General features: G+C 43.6%; 16 protein-coding genes. 6 read left to right on the forward strand and 10 right to left on the reverse strand.

The features are described from left to right. Nucleotides 1-16: 16 nt before the first annotated feature. Nucleotides 17-253, forward strand: a complete 237-nt coding sequence (locus ACPD8L_RS05120) for a DUF6095 family protein (RefSeq protein WP_116217929.1) — start codon at nucleotides 17-19, stop codon at nucleotides 251-253. On the opposite strand, the gene ACPD8L_RS05125 is transcribed toward ACPD8L_RS05120, so the two are convergent. After that, on the reverse strand, nucleotides 250-954 hold the full coding sequence (locus ACPD8L_RS05125) for a DUF4294 domain-containing protein (RefSeq protein ID WP_423942347.1): 705 nt from the start codon (nucleotides 952-954) through the stop codon (nucleotides 250-252). The genes ACPD8L_RS05120 and ACPD8L_RS05125 overlap by 4 nt on opposite strands. Before the next feature lie 102 nt (nucleotides 955-1,056). Between ACPD8L_RS05125 and ACPD8L_RS05130 the strand changes: the two genes are divergently transcribed. Beyond that, nucleotides 1,057-2,145, forward strand: a complete 1,089-nt coding sequence (locus ACPD8L_RS05130) for a M42 family metallopeptidase (RefSeq protein ID WP_293301097.1) — start codon at nucleotides 1,057-1,059, stop codon at nucleotides 2,143-2,145. A gap of 307 nt (nucleotides 2,146-2,452) precedes the next feature. Continuing rightward, nucleotides 2,453-3,004: an NUDIX hydrolase gene (locus ACPD8L_RS05135; protein WP_423942349.1), complete on the forward strand. Its 552-nt coding sequence runs from the start codon at nucleotides 2,453-2,455 to the stop codon at nucleotides 3,002-3,004. On the opposite strand, the gene hisS is transcribed toward ACPD8L_RS05135, so the two are convergent. Continuing rightward, nucleotides 2,988-4,376: a histidine--tRNA ligase gene (gene hisS, locus ACPD8L_RS05140; protein WP_421809605.1), complete on the reverse strand. Its 1,389-nt coding sequence runs from the start codon at nucleotides 4,374-4,376 to the stop codon at nucleotides 2,988-2,990. The two genes, ACPD8L_RS05135 and hisS, sit on opposite strands and share 17 nt — an antisense overlap. Before the next feature lie 551 nt (nucleotides 4,377-4,927). Here hisS and ACPD8L_RS05145 point away from each other — a divergent pair. Beyond that, complete coding sequence (locus tag ACPD8L_RS05145; protein WP_423942351.1) at nucleotides 4,928-5,677, forward strand: hypothetical protein; 750 nt, start codon at nucleotides 4,928-4,930, stop codon at nucleotides 5,675-5,677. A 556-nt stretch (nucleotides 5,678-6,233) separates the two neighbouring features. On the opposite strand, the gene ACPD8L_RS05150 is transcribed toward ACPD8L_RS05145, so the two are convergent. The 4 genes from ACPD8L_RS05150 to rpsF all read right to left on the reverse strand — a co-directional run bounded on the left by ACPD8L_RS05150 (nucleotide 6,234) and on the right by rpsF (nucleotide 7,912). After that, nucleotides 6,234-6,704, reverse strand: a complete 471-nt coding sequence (locus ACPD8L_RS05150; protein WP_116218691.1) for a DUF6495 family protein — start codon at nucleotides 6,702-6,704, stop codon at nucleotides 6,234-6,236. A 101-nt stretch (nucleotides 6,705-6,805) separates the two neighbouring features. Beyond that, nucleotides 6,806-7,258: a 50S ribosomal protein L9 gene (gene rplI, locus ACPD8L_RS05155; RefSeq protein ID WP_116217934.1), complete on the reverse strand. Its 453-nt coding sequence runs from the start codon at nucleotides 7,256-7,258 to the stop codon at nucleotides 6,806-6,808. Nucleotides 7,259-7,272: 14 nt separating this feature from the next. Next, complete coding sequence (rpsR, locus tag ACPD8L_RS05160; protein ID WP_116217935.1) at nucleotides 7,273-7,569, reverse strand: 30S ribosomal protein S18; 297 nt, start codon at nucleotides 7,567-7,569, stop codon at nucleotides 7,273-7,275. A gap of 4 nt (nucleotides 7,570-7,573) precedes the next feature. After that, on the reverse strand, nucleotides 7,574-7,912 hold the full coding sequence (gene rpsF / locus ACPD8L_RS05165; RefSeq protein ID WP_116217936.1) for a 30S ribosomal protein S6: 339 nt from the start codon (nucleotides 7,910-7,912) through the stop codon (nucleotides 7,574-7,576). Nucleotides 7,913-8,149: 237 nt separating this feature from the next. On the opposite strand from rpsF, the gene ACPD8L_RS05170 reads away from it, so the two are divergent. Then, nucleotides 8,150-8,842: a LytR/AlgR family response regulator transcription factor gene (locus ACPD8L_RS05170; RefSeq protein WP_100818563.1), complete on the forward strand. Its 693-nt coding sequence runs from the start codon at nucleotides 8,150-8,152 to the stop codon at nucleotides 8,840-8,842. Here ACPD8L_RS05170 and priA read toward each other — a convergent pair whose 3' ends face one another. Genes priA through nadC form a run of 4 tightly spaced genes read right to left on the reverse strand, consistent with a single transcriptional unit; the run spans nucleotide 8,843 to nucleotide 13,566 of the window. Next, nucleotides 8,843-11,299 (reverse strand): replication restart helicase PriA, encoded by a 2,457-nt coding sequence (gene priA / locus ACPD8L_RS05175; RefSeq protein ID WP_423942354.1) that lies wholly within the window; start codon nucleotides 11,297-11,299, stop codon nucleotides 8,843-8,845. Between the two features lie 4 nt (nucleotides 11,300-11,303). Continuing rightward, nucleotides 11,304-11,753, reverse strand: a complete 450-nt coding sequence (locus ACPD8L_RS05180) for a DUF2147 domain-containing protein (RefSeq protein WP_293301110.1) — start codon at nucleotides 11,751-11,753, stop codon at nucleotides 11,304-11,306. After that, nucleotides 11,728-12,708, reverse strand: a complete 981-nt coding sequence (locus ACPD8L_RS05185) for a YihY/virulence factor BrkB family protein (RefSeq protein ID WP_293301113.1) — start codon at nucleotides 12,706-12,708, stop codon at nucleotides 11,728-11,730. Before ACPD8L_RS05185 ends, ACPD8L_RS05180 begins: the two co-directional genes overlap by 26 nt. After that, nucleotides 12,709-13,566 carry a carboxylating nicotinate-nucleotide diphosphorylase gene (gene nadC, locus ACPD8L_RS05190; RefSeq protein WP_423942356.1) on the reverse strand — a complete coding sequence of 286 codons (858 nt, stop codon included), beginning with the start codon at nucleotides 13,564-13,566 and terminating at the stop codon, nucleotides 12,709-12,711. It lies immediately after the preceding gene. A gap of 250 nt (nucleotides 13,567-13,816) precedes the next feature. Here nadC and rlmH point away from each other — a divergent pair, with 250 nt between their 5' ends. Beyond that, complete coding sequence (rlmH, locus tag ACPD8L_RS05195; protein ID WP_423942358.1) at nucleotides 13,817-14,290, forward strand: 23S rRNA (pseudouridine(1915)-N(3))-methyltransferase RlmH; 474 nt, start codon at nucleotides 13,817-13,819, stop codon at nucleotides 14,288-14,290. Nucleotides 14,291-14,317 lie beyond the last annotated feature (27 nt).

Genomic DNA, 14,317 nt, shown 5'->3' on the forward strand with positions numbered 1-14,317 from the left:
TTCCTACTTTGGTCCCATGAGACACACGGACAAGGAGCTTTTGGTAAAGGGAATCAAATCGTTTGGCTACACCGTTGCCGCTATGTTTTTAGGGCCCTTTCTACTGTATCAGGCATTTAAAAATGAAGACCACCCTTTTTATATTCCCGTTTTGATATTGGGAATCCTATTTGCCGGACTGGCCATTTATTTGGGGTTCAGGTCCGTGAATATTGTAATGGACGCCCTTTTTGGAAAGAAATCAAAGGATTAATTTTTGGAGCTCGGCGGGGCATTTTTCCATTTGTTGCTGAGTTGGGCATAATCATAATCCAAAACCGATTTCTGGCGATCTAGTCGGTTCGAGGCAAATGCCCGTTGCAGAATATCCTCAATAAGATAGTCCTCGTGCACCTGTTCCGGTCGGAATTCCTCTTTTAAGCTAATACTGAACATACTTGCGGTAGTATTGTACCAAAAGGCCCGCCATCCACTTCGCAATTCCTTGACCAAATCAAAGGCAGTGGTACCCGTCTGCCGGTAGATCAGTTTCACCAAAATCTGACCTTCGGTCCTAGTCAATTTTTTCAACTCGGCCGAAAACTCCTCTTCGATGAATTTTTGCACTTTCCGGGTATATCTTTTCTGGTGTCGCCGCTTTTTAATGTGCTGCAGACTATCGTTCAGTTCCACCAATCGTTCTGCGGCCAACTTGGCATATGGGTATACTTTTAGGGTTTTTCGCCTTAGGATATAGTAACGTAGTTTTTCATTGCGATCGGCAAATTCCAGTTTCCCGAAAATATACACTTCATCCAACGCAATGGAGCTGTACAAAATAGAGTCACCTTCGAACCGCACATAGTAATCCTCAATGGAATCCTTGGGATTCATTAAGGAGTCCGTTTCCCTCTCCTGCGAAAACCCAAGGCCATGCAGGCTTAAAAAGACGATTAAAAAACTAGTACGCCACATGTGGTCCATTGTTCAAAAGTCCTGCCAAAATTAAGGATAAAGGTAAGATTTGGCTATTAAATAAAAGTGAATATTAGTATGTTTGTGTACTAAATTGAACACATGGCAGCAGCTAAGATCATCAACGCTAAATCCCTTAAATTCCTTGAAAAATATCTAAACAATGCCTCTCCCACGGGTTACGAATGGGAAGGACAGAAGATTTGGATGGAGTACTTAAAACCTTATGTGGATGAATTCATCACGGATACCTATGGGACCGCCGTGGCCGTCATTAACCCAAAGGCCAAGTACAAAGTGGTCATTGAGGGACATTCCGATGAGATTTCATGGTATGTGAACTATATTACGGACAATGGACTGCTGTATGTGATCAGAAATGGAGGGAGCGATCACCAAATCGCACCATCCAAGTGGGTAAATATCCATACCAAAAAAGGTATTGTAAAAGGTGTTTTTGGATGGCCCGCCATCCATACCCGCGATAGGGCCAAGGAAGAATCACCAAAGGTGGAGAACATTTTTATTGACATAGGAGCCAAAGACAAGGCCGAAGTGGAGAAAATGGGGGTTCATGTGGGCTGTGTCATTACCTATCCCGATGAATTCCACATCCTGAACAAGGATAAATTTGTCTGCCGTGCCTTGGATAACCGCATGGGCGGTTTCATGATTGCCGAAGTGGCCCGTTTGCTCCATGAGAACAAAAAAGAGCTTCCTTTTGGCCTATACATTACCAATTCAGTACAGGAAGAAATTGGGTTGCGCGGGGCTGAGATGATCACCCAGACCATTAAGCCCAATGTGGCCATCGTCACCGATGTTTGCCATGACACTACCACCCCTATGATCGATAAGAAGAAGGAAGGGGAAACCTCCATAGGTTCGGGGCCGGTAGTTTCCTATGCGCCCGCAGTGCAGAACAAGTTGCGGGAACGCATTCTGGAAACGGCCGAAGCGAAAAAAATACCCTTCCAACGATTGGCGGCATCCCGATACACGGGTACAGATACAGACGCCTTTGCCTACAGCAACGGTGGGGTGGCCTCAGCTTTGATCTCGTTGCCCTTGCGCTATATGCACACCACTGTGGAGACAGTGCACAAGGACGATGTGGAGAATGTGATCCGTTTGATCTACGAAACCCTGTTGACCATCAAGGAAGGTGAAACATTTAGCTATTTTGATTAAACCCTGTCATTTCGAACCCTGTCCTGAACGTTTAGTGAAGGAGCTGTGAGAAATCTCACCTTTAGATTTCTCAATCGATACAAAGTATCTCATTTCGAAATGACCCTGTTGAAATAAAATTGAAAGCACATCAACCTTTTTGGTTTTTGTGCTTTTTTTGATGCAATTCGTCACCTCAAACTTATTTCAGGGTCTCGACATAAATAGATTCCCACTTTCACAGGAATTACATACTCGATTAAATTCATTTCTAAATTATGTGCCATCTCGACTGCACTCGATATGACAAATTCATATCTTTATTCTTATGATGGATGAACGGGTCGACATTTTGGATGAGCATGGGAACCCAACGGGAGCGTCCTGTTTAAAATCCGAAGCGCACCGAAAAGGCCTGTTGCACCCTACCATCCATGTGTGGCTCTACACCAAAGACGGGCGAATATTGCTCCAGCAACGGGGAAAACACAAGGATACCCATCCCCTACTTTGGGATGTTTCCGTAGCCGGACATGTATCGTCCGGAGAGGATATTGAATGGGCCGCAGTACGGGAAGTACAGGAGGAAGTGGGTTTGACCATTTCAAAAAAGGACTTGGAGTCCATCGGTACCTACAAGGCAGTCCATAAAATTTCGGATGATTTTATCGATGCCGAACTGCACCATATTTTTCTGTGCAAATTGAACGTTCCCATCAGTGAATTGACCAAACAGGATAGTGAAGTGGATGATTTGGATTTAATCCCTCTTTTCAAATTCGCAGAAGAAACCTGGGGATTGGCCAATACGGCAAAGTATGTCCCGCATGGCCCTACCTACTATAAAAAAATCGTTCAGGAGATTAAAAAGAGGCTTTAACCAATTCCGAAAATTGACCCAAAGCATCCAGCTTGTAGGCATTTTGTTCCCCGGTCACCATATTTTTTACCACAAAATTGCCATCGCGCAGTTCCTGTTCCCCCAATAGGATTACATACGGAACCCCTCTCTTATCGGCATACTTAAATTGCTTCTGCATTTTGGCATCCGTTGGGTATAAATCGGCCCGAAGACCTTCCTTTCGCAGTCCTGAGACCAATTTTAAAGCCGCCAGACCTTCGTTCTTTCCAAAATTGAGGCAAAGTACGTCCAAGGACGTATCCAAGCTGTCCGGGAAGAGGTCCAATTCCTCCAAAACCAGATAAATCCGGTCCAATCCAAAGGAAATGCCCACTCCGCTCACATCTTTCAATCCGAAAATACCCGTAAGGTCATCGTAACGGCCTCCACCTCCAATGGAACCCATCTGGACACCTTCCGGCGCGGCCACTTCAAAAATGGCACCTGTATAATAATTGAGCCCACGGGCCAAAGTCACATCCAACTGCAATTGGGCCGATTGCAACCCAATATTCTCTACGGTGGAAATGATTTCGTCCAACTCGCCCACTCCGGCCATACCAACTTCAGAATCGGCCAAGAGACCACGTAACTGCTCCAACTGCTCCGAGGCGGTACCCGCCATGGAAAACAAGGGCTGCGCCTTTTCAATGGCACTTTCGGAAATACCCTTTTCCAGCATTTCTTCCTTGACCTTCCCTTCCCCTATTTTGTCCAATTTATCCAATGCCACGGTGAAATCCACCAACAGGTGTTTGGCCCCGATCACTTCGGCTATGCCAGAAAGAATTTTTCGGTTGTTGATTTTGATGGTGGTACCATTCAATCCCAAATCGGTGAAAACGGCATCGTAGAGCTGTACAAACTCCACTTCCTGCAAAAGGGAATTGGCCCCTACCACATCGGCATCACATTGGTAAAACTCACGAAAACGGCCTTTCTGGGGTCTATCCGCCCGCCAAACAGGCTGTATCTGATATCTTTTAAAGGGAAAATCAATTTCATTTTGGTGCATTACCACATAACGGGCAAAAGGCACGGTAAGGTCATAACGCAATGCCTTTTCCGAAATCTTTGGTGTAAGCGATGCTGAATTTTTGGAACTATAGGTCACATCGTCCACCTTTGAGATAAAATCCCCGGAGTTCAATATTTTGAAAATCAAGCGGTCTCCTTCATCCCCATACTTGCCCATCAAAGTGTCCGAATTTTCAAAGGACGGGGTCTCTATGGGCTGGAAACCATAGGTTTCAAAATGCTTTTTTATGGTCTGGATGGTATAGTTGCGCTTGGCCACTTCAGCTGGCGAAAAGTCTCGTGTTCCCTTGGGTATGGATGGTTTTTGTGCCATGTAGTCTAAAATTCTCGTGCAAATATACGGGGTTTGTTACATGTATAGAATGCTTGCGAAGTCATTTCGAACGAATGTGAGAAATCTTATCCATTGCGGGCTGGATTTCTCGTCGCTCATAATTCGCTCCGTCGAAATGACAAGACCAAAATGTCATACTGAACGAAGAGAAGTATCCCAAAATGACATTGGCTGAGATTCCTCAGTCGCGCTGCTTCTTCGGAATGACACAGAAATGTAAACTAATATGTTCTCGACTGCGCTCGAACTGACAATTTCAGTACCCTTCGTGTCATTTTGAACCCTGTCCTGAATAAAGTCGAAGGAGCTGTGAGAAATCTGTTTGATTTTAGGATTTCTCATCGCTCATGCCTCGCTCTGTCGAAATGACAAAGAACGGTAGCCTTCCCCAATACCCATTGTTTGAATCCTAGTTCTGACCCCAAACTGCCAATAATTTCCCTCATCCATCAACTCAAATGGGGCATTCATCAATTTGGGAAGGACATCGAGATGGTTTGAGGCTATATTTCAATATAAATCATTCAGTTATGAGGACACCACTGCTTTTTTTGTTTATTGTAAGCTTACTTTTAATGTCATGCTCCGGTGAAGATGGGGACGTTGGTCCGCAAGGGGAATCCGGGGAAAATGGCTATCATTGTTGGGACACCAACACCAATCGGTTCAATGATTCAGAGGAGGACACGAATGACGATGGTGAATGGAACAACTTGGACTGTATTGGAATGGATGGGCTCAATGGCAAAAATGGGGTCAATTGTTGGGACTTGGATGCCGATTTTATGAACGACCCCGAGGAAGACATCAATGAAGATGGCAAATGGGATGTAACCGACTGCCAAGGAGCAGACGGTAATGCCGATGTGCAGAGGATTGTGTTGGATTTTGATGATGCATATATCTATGATTCCATTATCCAATTTACTGTTCCACAACTTACACCGGAGAACATAGAAGATTATGTGTTATTATTTTATTTGGAGTATGTTCAACTCAATAGTGTGTACTTACCCATTCCTGGAGGGGTAGCTGAATTTGATAGAAGTTACAATGTGTTTTTTGAACCCGGATTTGTTTATATATCAGTTTCAACTTTCGATGGGTCAGATACCAATCCAGGATGGTTGGGTGAATGGGACTTTTTACACATTACCCTTATCAAAATTTCTGCCTTGGAGGACAAGGGCCAAACAGCGCAAATCCAAAAAGCGCTTATGGAGACGGACATTGTTATTGAAGACCATAAAGTCCTTTCTCCCTATTTTAATAAGGAATAGACCCTAGTTCATTTTGTATTTATTGCATTAGATAGGTTCTCGACTACGCTCGAACTGACAATTTCAGTACCCTTCGTGTCATTTTGAACCCTGTCCTGAGTAAAGTCGAAAGAGCTGTGGGAAATCTATAGGTTTGGGATTTCTCGTCGCCCATGCTTCGCTCTGTCGAAATGACAAGACCGATAGCTGATGTGCTGAACGGAGAGAAGTATCCCAAAAAACAATGGTTGAGATTCCTCAGTCGCGCTGCTTCTTCGGAATGACGCAGAAATATAAAGCGTATTTCTTACCTCTGATATGTTCTCGACTACGCTCGAACTGACAATTTCAGTACCCTTCGCGTTATTTTGAACCCTGTCCTGAGTAAAGTCGAAGGAGCTGTGGGAAATCTGTTTGATTTTGGGATTTCTCGTCGCCCATGCCTCGCTCCATCGAAATGACAAGTGTTTAACGGAAAGAGGTGTCTCAAAATGACCTCGGTTTAGATTCCTCAATCGCGCTGTTCATTCGGAATGACAAATGGTAATTGCTCTTGAACTTGAAACTTTAATTTTCTTTACTCCATAATCTGCTCAAACCATTGGTAAAGCTCCCCTTTGGTAATGACAGCGCCTTGTTTGATGAGTTCAAACTTGTCCACATTCTTGTCCTCCCCATACGCTTTGGAGGCGGTAAGGTATTCCACAAAATCGGATTGGAAATTCCGTTTGAACCAATCGAAGCCCACTTTGGTGCGCAGGTCAATTTCAGGGTTCATGACCTTTACGGACAGTAGTTTCATTTCCTTTTCGGTCAGGTGGAATAGGTGCATGTGCATTTCAGAGACATTTTCCAAGTACTCCACCTTGTTGAGCACCCCTTCCCATATCAAATCGCTAAAGACATCGATTTCTTCTTCAGCCACTTCAGGCTTTTCTGCTTTTAAGGCATTCCATTCCTCTGCGGTTATGGATTGGGTGGCCAAAAAATTGATGAACTCCGGATGTAACTCCTCCAACTGCTCTTTCGTAAGTCTTCTATACTTCATACCACAAAAATAAAAGGCTTTGGATAAAAATTTGATAGTAGGTATAACAAAAAAGAGGGCCATGCAAGCATAGCCCTCCCATAATATTGGCTGAAATCAGCTTATTTTGCTTCAGCGATCACTTCAAAAGGAAAATCAACAATAACTTCACGGTGAAGTCTGATGACGGCATCATAAGGACCGACCCTTTTGATGGCCCCTCCTTTGATACTGATGAATTTTCTGTCGATTTGATGACCTTCTTTGTCCAAAGCAGCGGCCAAATCAATATTGGTCACAGATCCAAACAATTTATCTCCAGATCCTGCTTTGGCAGCAATACGGATTTCCAATTGTTTAAGTGCTTCGGCAATTTTAGTGGCCTCGTCGACTATCTTTTTCTCTTTATGGGCTCTTTGCTTAAGGTTTTCGGCCAAAACTTTTTTGGCAGATGGAGTAGCCAATGAGGCCAAACCTTGAGGGATCAAAAAGTTTCTGCCGTAACCGTTCTTTACGGTAACGATATCATCCTTAAATCCCAAATCCTGTACATCTTCTTTTAGAATAAGTTCCATTCTTCGGTATTTTTTTATTTCAACATATCGCCAACGTACGGCATTAACGCTAGGTGACGGGCACGTTTAACGGCCTGGGCCACTTTTCTTTGGTATTTTAAGGAAGTACCTGTAAGTCTTCTGGGAAGCAGTTTTCCTTGTTCATTTACCAATTTCATCAAGAAATCCGGGTCTTTGTAATCAATGTACTTAATACCTGATTTTTTGAACCTACAGTATTTCTTTTGCTTGCTGGTCTCAATGTTAAGAGGGGTCAAATATCTGATTTCCCCGTCTTTTTTTGCTTTTGCCTGTTGCTCTATAGATGCCATAACCCTATGCGTTTGCTTTTAATTTGGTTCTTCTTTTCTCGGCCCAAGCAATGGCATGCTTGTCCAATTTAACGGTCAAAAAACGCATAACGCGCTCGTCTCTCCTAAATTCCAACTCATACGGGCCAATAGCCTCTCCAGGAGCTTGGAATTCGAACAAGTGGTAAAAACCACTTTTCTTGTGCTGAATGGGATAGGCCAACTTTTTAAGTCCCCAATTCTCTTTGGAGACCATTTTGGCACCATTCTTAATCAAGAAATCCTCAAATTTCTTGACTGTTTCCTCTATCTGTGTTTCAGACAGAACGGGATTCAAAATGAAAACAGTTTCGTAATGGTTCATTATAATATATTTTTAAAGGAGCGCAAAATTAATAATATTTCTTTCTCCCTGCAAGAAAAGCAAAAAAACTTCGTTTAAATTCCAAGAGTTATTAACAAAAAAGAACCCAATAAACCTACGTATCGTATATGGCAATGTACACAACAAAATAGACCATGTTTACATCTTTTGTTGCTCTTAAACGTGTTTTTTGTGTAATTTGCCGATGATTTAAAACCCTACAAATCACCCCATTCTATGAAATTAAAAAGTATAATTGTAGACGATTCCTCGATGCAACGGATGGCCGTTGCAAAGTTGGTCAACAATCATCCACACCTTGCTTTGGTTGCGGAGTACAGCAACGCCATTGAAGCAAAAAATGGCCTAAAGAACCACGAAATCGACCTTATCTTTTTAGATGTTGAAATGCCGATCATCAGTGGTTTTGACCTTTTAGAGGCCCTAGAGAACCCACCACAGGTTATTTTGATCACGGGAAAACCTGACTATGCCCTTAAGGCATTTGATTATGATGTGACCGATTACCTTCACAAACCCATCACACTTGCACGTTTTGAAGCCTCTGTGAAAAGAGCCGTGGCCAAATATGAGCAAATGAACCGTGTTGATGAGGATGAAGAGCACATCTTTGTAAAAAGTAACCTTAAAAAGCGTAAGGTTATCTTAAACGACATTAAATGGATAGAAGCCCTTGGAGATTACATTAAATTGGTAACCGATGAAGCCAATATCGTAATCCTATCCACCATGAAATCCTTCGAAAAGCAATTGCCGGCCGAAAAATTTCTGAGAATCCATAAATCCTATATTGTGAATCTGGAGAAGATTGAAAAATTCAACAGTAAAAATGTTGAAGTAGGGGGCAGACAGATTCCTTTGAGTAGAAACAAAAAGACTGAATTGGCAGAAGCACTGGCCAACGTATAACTAAATGTGGTCCACATTGTAGACCAGTCTTACACTTTTATACTTGGAAATAGCATTAAAGGATTTCTCAATTCTTTTAATGCTATTTTTTGTTTGTACCAACGATTGTTGCCTTGGAATCTTAATAAGGATGTTTTTTAGATAATCCCTTCTTATACGGGCCACTGGAGGATACTCGGGGCCCAGAATGTCCTGTCCCAATACGTTTCTGAGGGAACCTGCCAACCAACTGGCGGCCTCGTTCAGCTTGTTGAAATCCCTATCCTTTAGAGTGATTTTGACAATGCGCACCAAAGGTGGGTATTTAAACTGCTCCCGCTCGTAATACTGCTCCGAGAACATCTTTCCATAATCATTTGTAGTGACCTGCTGCAATATTTGGTGATAAGGGTTATAGGTCTGAATAAGTACCTTGCCCCTTTTTTGGGTTCGCCCTGCCCTACCCGCTACTTGTGTGAGCATTTGGAAACTGCGTTCATGCGCCCTGTAATCCGGAAAGTTCAACATGGAATCCGCATTCATGATGCCCACTAAACTCACATTTCTAAAGTCCAGCCCTTTGGTGACCATTTGGGTTCCCACCAAAATATCCATCTCTTGGTTTTCGAACGCTGAAATGATTTTTTCGTAGGCATATTTGCCTCGGGTGGTATCCAAATCCATTCGACCTACGGCAACATCGGGAAAGAGATGACTCAGCTCTTCCTGAATCTGCTCCGTACCGAAGCCTTTGTTGTCCAAAGTGGCACTGCCACACGCTAAACAGGCTTGCTGCAAGGCCATATGATAACCACAATAATGACAACGAAGTTGGTTTCTCCGCTGATGATAGGTCAGGCTCACATCACAATTGGGGCATTGCGCCACATGGCCACAGGTGGTACATTCCACCACAGGGGCAAATCCTCTACGGTTTTGGAACAAAATTACCTGTTCCCCCTCCTCCAAGGTTTCCGAAATGGCTTTGAGCAGCACTTCTGAAAAATGCCCCTTCATCCGCTTCTTTCGGGTCGCCTCCTTGATATCCACCAAACTGATGTCCGGCATGAGCACATTGCCATAGCGATATTGTATGGAAGCATATGCATATTTTCTTTTTTTGGCATTGTCCATACTCTCTATACTGGGCGTGGCCGACCCCAACACAATATGGGACCCATGAAGGGAAGCCAACACAACGGCCGCGTCGCGAGCATGGTATCGTGGAGCGGGATCAAACTGCTTGAAGGAGCTTTCATGCTCTTCATCCACCACGACCAATCCCAAATTTGAAAATGGCAAAAACAGGGAAGAGCGGGCACCAATGACAATTTGTGCCTTCTCCGCATTCGCCACCACATTGTTCCAGACCTCGACCCTTTCGTGAATACTGTATTTAGAATGGTAAACGGACACTTTGTGTCCAAAATAATGTCGTAATCTGTTGATCAATTGCGAGGTCAGTGCAATCTCCGGCAACAGATATAAGGCCTGTTTGCCCTCTTCCAAACATTGCTGGATGAGTTTTACATACACCTCGGTCTTTCCTGAAGAGGTAACCCCATGCAAAAGAACGGGTTTGCCTTCCAAAAAACCAGCCTGAATGGTTTCCAAAGCCTTGGTCTGGTGTTCATTCAGGAGCATATGTTGGGATTCTTCCGATTGGCCGTCAAAGTTTACCCGATCGGTTTGAATGTGGTATTCCTTTAAAACTTCTTTATCAATGAGGGCTTTGATCACGGCCCGGGAACTGCCACTTTCCTTTTCCAAATCGGCTATGGGGATGGGTTTTTTGGTCTTTGCCCCTATTTGAAACAGGGACAACACCACCTGGCTCTGTTTTGGTGCCCGTGTCAGTTCGTTCAACAATTGCTCCAATTGGGCCTCATCCTCATAGGTTTCGGAAAGCTTGACATAACGGACCAGTTTTGGTTTATACTGTTCGTACAACTCTTCTTTTTGGAGTACCACCCCTTTATGCACCAGTCCATTGATGAGTTTCAGAACATTTTTTTTATCCACAATGTCACTCACCTCGGATATTTTCAGCGCGCTCTGGTGCTGTAAGGCCTCATATACCAGAAACTCATCGTCCCCCAGCTGCATTTCATCAATCTGGGCATCTTTATTGGGCATGACCAAGGTTTCACTTTCCAACAAAAAAGCACTGGGAAGGGCACTTCGCACCACCTCGCCCAAAGTGCACATATAATACTGAGCCATCCAGTGCCAATGCTTCAATTGAATGGCATTGACCAAAGGTTGTTCATCCAAAATCTGGTAGATTTCCTTGGCCTCATAGGCCATAGGAGCATTGGTATGAATTTGATAGGCCAAGGCCGTATATATCTTGGATTTCCCGAAGGGAACGGCCACACGCATCCCTGGCTGTAAAAAATCCGCCTCTTCTTGTGTGATCTTATAGGTGAAAAGTCGTTCCAAAGGAATAGGTAGGACGACATCCAAAAAATACTCCATACACTTATTCTTCCTTAACCCGATGCCACGTTTGGGTCCTGTACAAAAATGCCAAATAGCCCCTGACCATTAGTTTGTCCATATCCTCTGGATGAAGCCACAATTTCCCCCTAAAGGTCATTCCGTGTTCCGGGTCCAACATATCTGTGCCTTTATACTCATCCTTATCGTTCCTTTTAAGGTTCCGAAAAATCTTCATCCCCAAAACGGGTTGGTTCTTAAACTTTCCCTTGCATTTAGTGCAAAGCGCATTTTTCTTCCCTTTTTCCAAAATATCGATGATTCTCGCCTGTAGCAGTCCATTTTCGCGATAAATCTCTACTATGGCCTTGGCGTTTCCGCTTCGATCATCCATCGTTTTCCATTTTCCAAATACGGATTGGGACCACATGTTCTGGAAAAACAGCACGGTCAAAACAAAAAAACATTTATGGAACATCTTGATACCTTTCATGCCGCTTCTTTAATGAATTCAAGGTGGCATTCAGCTCAAACCCCAACAATAAGATATTGGAATTCAACCAAATGAACACCATCAAAATCAACAATCCTCCCAGTGCCCCATAAAGTTCGTTATATCGGGCAAACTTTTCCACATAGATTCCAAAAAGATAGGAAGTGAGCACAAACAGCAGGGTGGTCATCAAGGCACCCGCTGAAAAGAACCTGGCTTTACGCCCTTCTGCCGTCCCAAAATAGTAGAGGATGGAGGTAGTCAGATAGGACAGTACCATGAAAAACAGGATTTTGGCCAGTTGGATTCCCACCGTATCCCCTTTCTCAATATCGGTCCCAAAGGTCTTCCCAAAGTATTCACTGGTGTATTCCACAATATAGAACTCAAAATACACGAAGGCCACGGCACCCACAATCAACAAAATGGACAATAACAGCCCAACCATGAGGGCATAGATATACTGCCTGAAAAAATTCCGGGTGAGTTCTACATGATAGGAGTTTTCAAAACCTCCAAAAATGGCATTGACCCCATTGGCCACCAAAAAAATGGACAACAGAAAGGCCGATGACAACAAACCTCCTTGTTTTTGGTCCTTGATCTGTTGGTAGATGTCCCCAAAATAATCTCCTGTGGCCGATGGCAGGAAAGATTCCAGGAAAAGGAGGAACTGGGCATCAAAATTTTCATTTCCCACTCGCACATACGGAATGACAAAAGGAATGAGCGTCACCATAAAAATGAGCAAGGGGAACAAGGCCATAAATACGCTGAACGCAATGGAACTAGCACGCGTGGACACGGCACCTTTCACGATACCTACCACGTACATTTCCATCAGATCATAGAAAGAGAGTCCTTCAAAAGCCTTGAGCTTTATGTTTTTTAATAACCGCACCAACCAGTTGACCACGGGTATTTTCTCCAACTGCTCTTCTATGGCTACCGACATCTAAACCGCTTTTAAACTAAGGTCCATGTTGTATACGGAATGTGTCAATGCCCCAGAGGATATGTAATCCACACCACATTCGGCATATTTTCGAATGGTGTCTTCAGTAATTCCGCCAGAAGACTCGGTAAGGCACTGCTCTCCTATGCGCTGCACAGCCTTTCTGGTATCTTCATAATCGAAATTATCCAGCAAAATCCTGTAGACGCCTTTGGATTGCAAGATTTCTTCCACTTCATCCAAATTCCTTGCCTCCACAATGATCTTTAAATCCTTGTTTTGCTCTTTTAGATACTGTTGGGTTTTTTGGATAGCCTTGGTGATTCCTCCCGCAAAGTCGATATGGTTGTCCTTAAGCATGATCATATCGTAGAGGGCAAACCTATGGTTCTCCCCTCCCCCAATCTTTACCGCCCATTTTTCCAAAGCCCTGATCCCCGGAGTGGTCTTTCGGGTGTCCAAAATCTTGGTACCCGTACCTTCCAAAAGCGACACATAGTATTGGGTCTTCGTGGCAATGGCACTCATCCGCTGCATGGCATTGAGCACCAAGCGTTCTGCCTTTAGAATACTTTGGGAACTTCCCTCCACGTAAAAGGCAATATCCCCATGCTTGACCAAGGTACCGTCGGGCAGTAAAACCTCGACCTTAAGTTGCGGGTCCACATATTCAAAAACTTGTTGGGCAAAGGCCACACCGGCCAGTACACCCTCGTCCTTCACCAAGAGCTTTGCCTTACCCGTAGCAGTTGCCGGAATACAGGCCAAGGAGCTATGGTCGCCATCGCCAACATCTTCACGAATGGCATTGGCTATGATCAAACTGAGTTCTTTCTGAAATTGTTCTTCGGATATCATCCACAAGGGGTTTTAACGAAAATAGTAAAAACATTGCTGCCGTTCTGTAATTTAGTCGCTGAGATCTTAAGGTATTTGGGTGTGAAATCCCGTGTTCGGAGTTAACTAACTCAAGACCAAGTTCAAGTTCAAGCCCAAGTTCAAGTTCAAACTTAAACTCAATCGCAAATGACAAGGGGTTTAAACTTGAACTTGAACTTACCTTTATCCTCTTACTTCCTACTTTCACTATAATAATCTATTTTTGGGGATGCAGATTACCTTGATCGCCATAGGCAAAACCGATAATCCTGATCTAGAACGACTTATCGCCATTTACGAAAAGCGGTTGCAACATTACATCAAGTTTCAGTTACAGGTTATTCCCGACATCAAAAACAGTAAAAATCTTTCCGAAGCCCAACAAAAGGAAAAGGAAGGGGAACAAATCTTGGGACAGATTCAAAATTCAGATGTACTTGTTCTGCTCGATGAAAAAGGAAAACAGTATACCTCGGTCGAGTTTTCCCAATTCCTCCAAAAGAAAATGAACAGTGGCATAAAGAATTTGATGCTGGTCATTGGCGGACCCTACGGCTTCAGTGATGCTGTCTATCAGAGATGCAATGGAAAAATAAGTCTTTCCAAAATGACCTTTTCCCACCAAATGGTGCGCTTGTTCTTTGTAGAGCAGTTGTACCGAGGGTTCTCTATTCTACGGAACGAACCTTATCACCATCAATGATTAAATCTTAGACCGCTTCGCTTAAAG

This window comes from Flagellimonas algicida (assembly GCF_049629585.1).
Taxonomy (GTDB): Bacteria; Bacteroidota; Bacteroidia; order Flavobacteriales; family Flavobacteriaceae; genus Flagellimonas.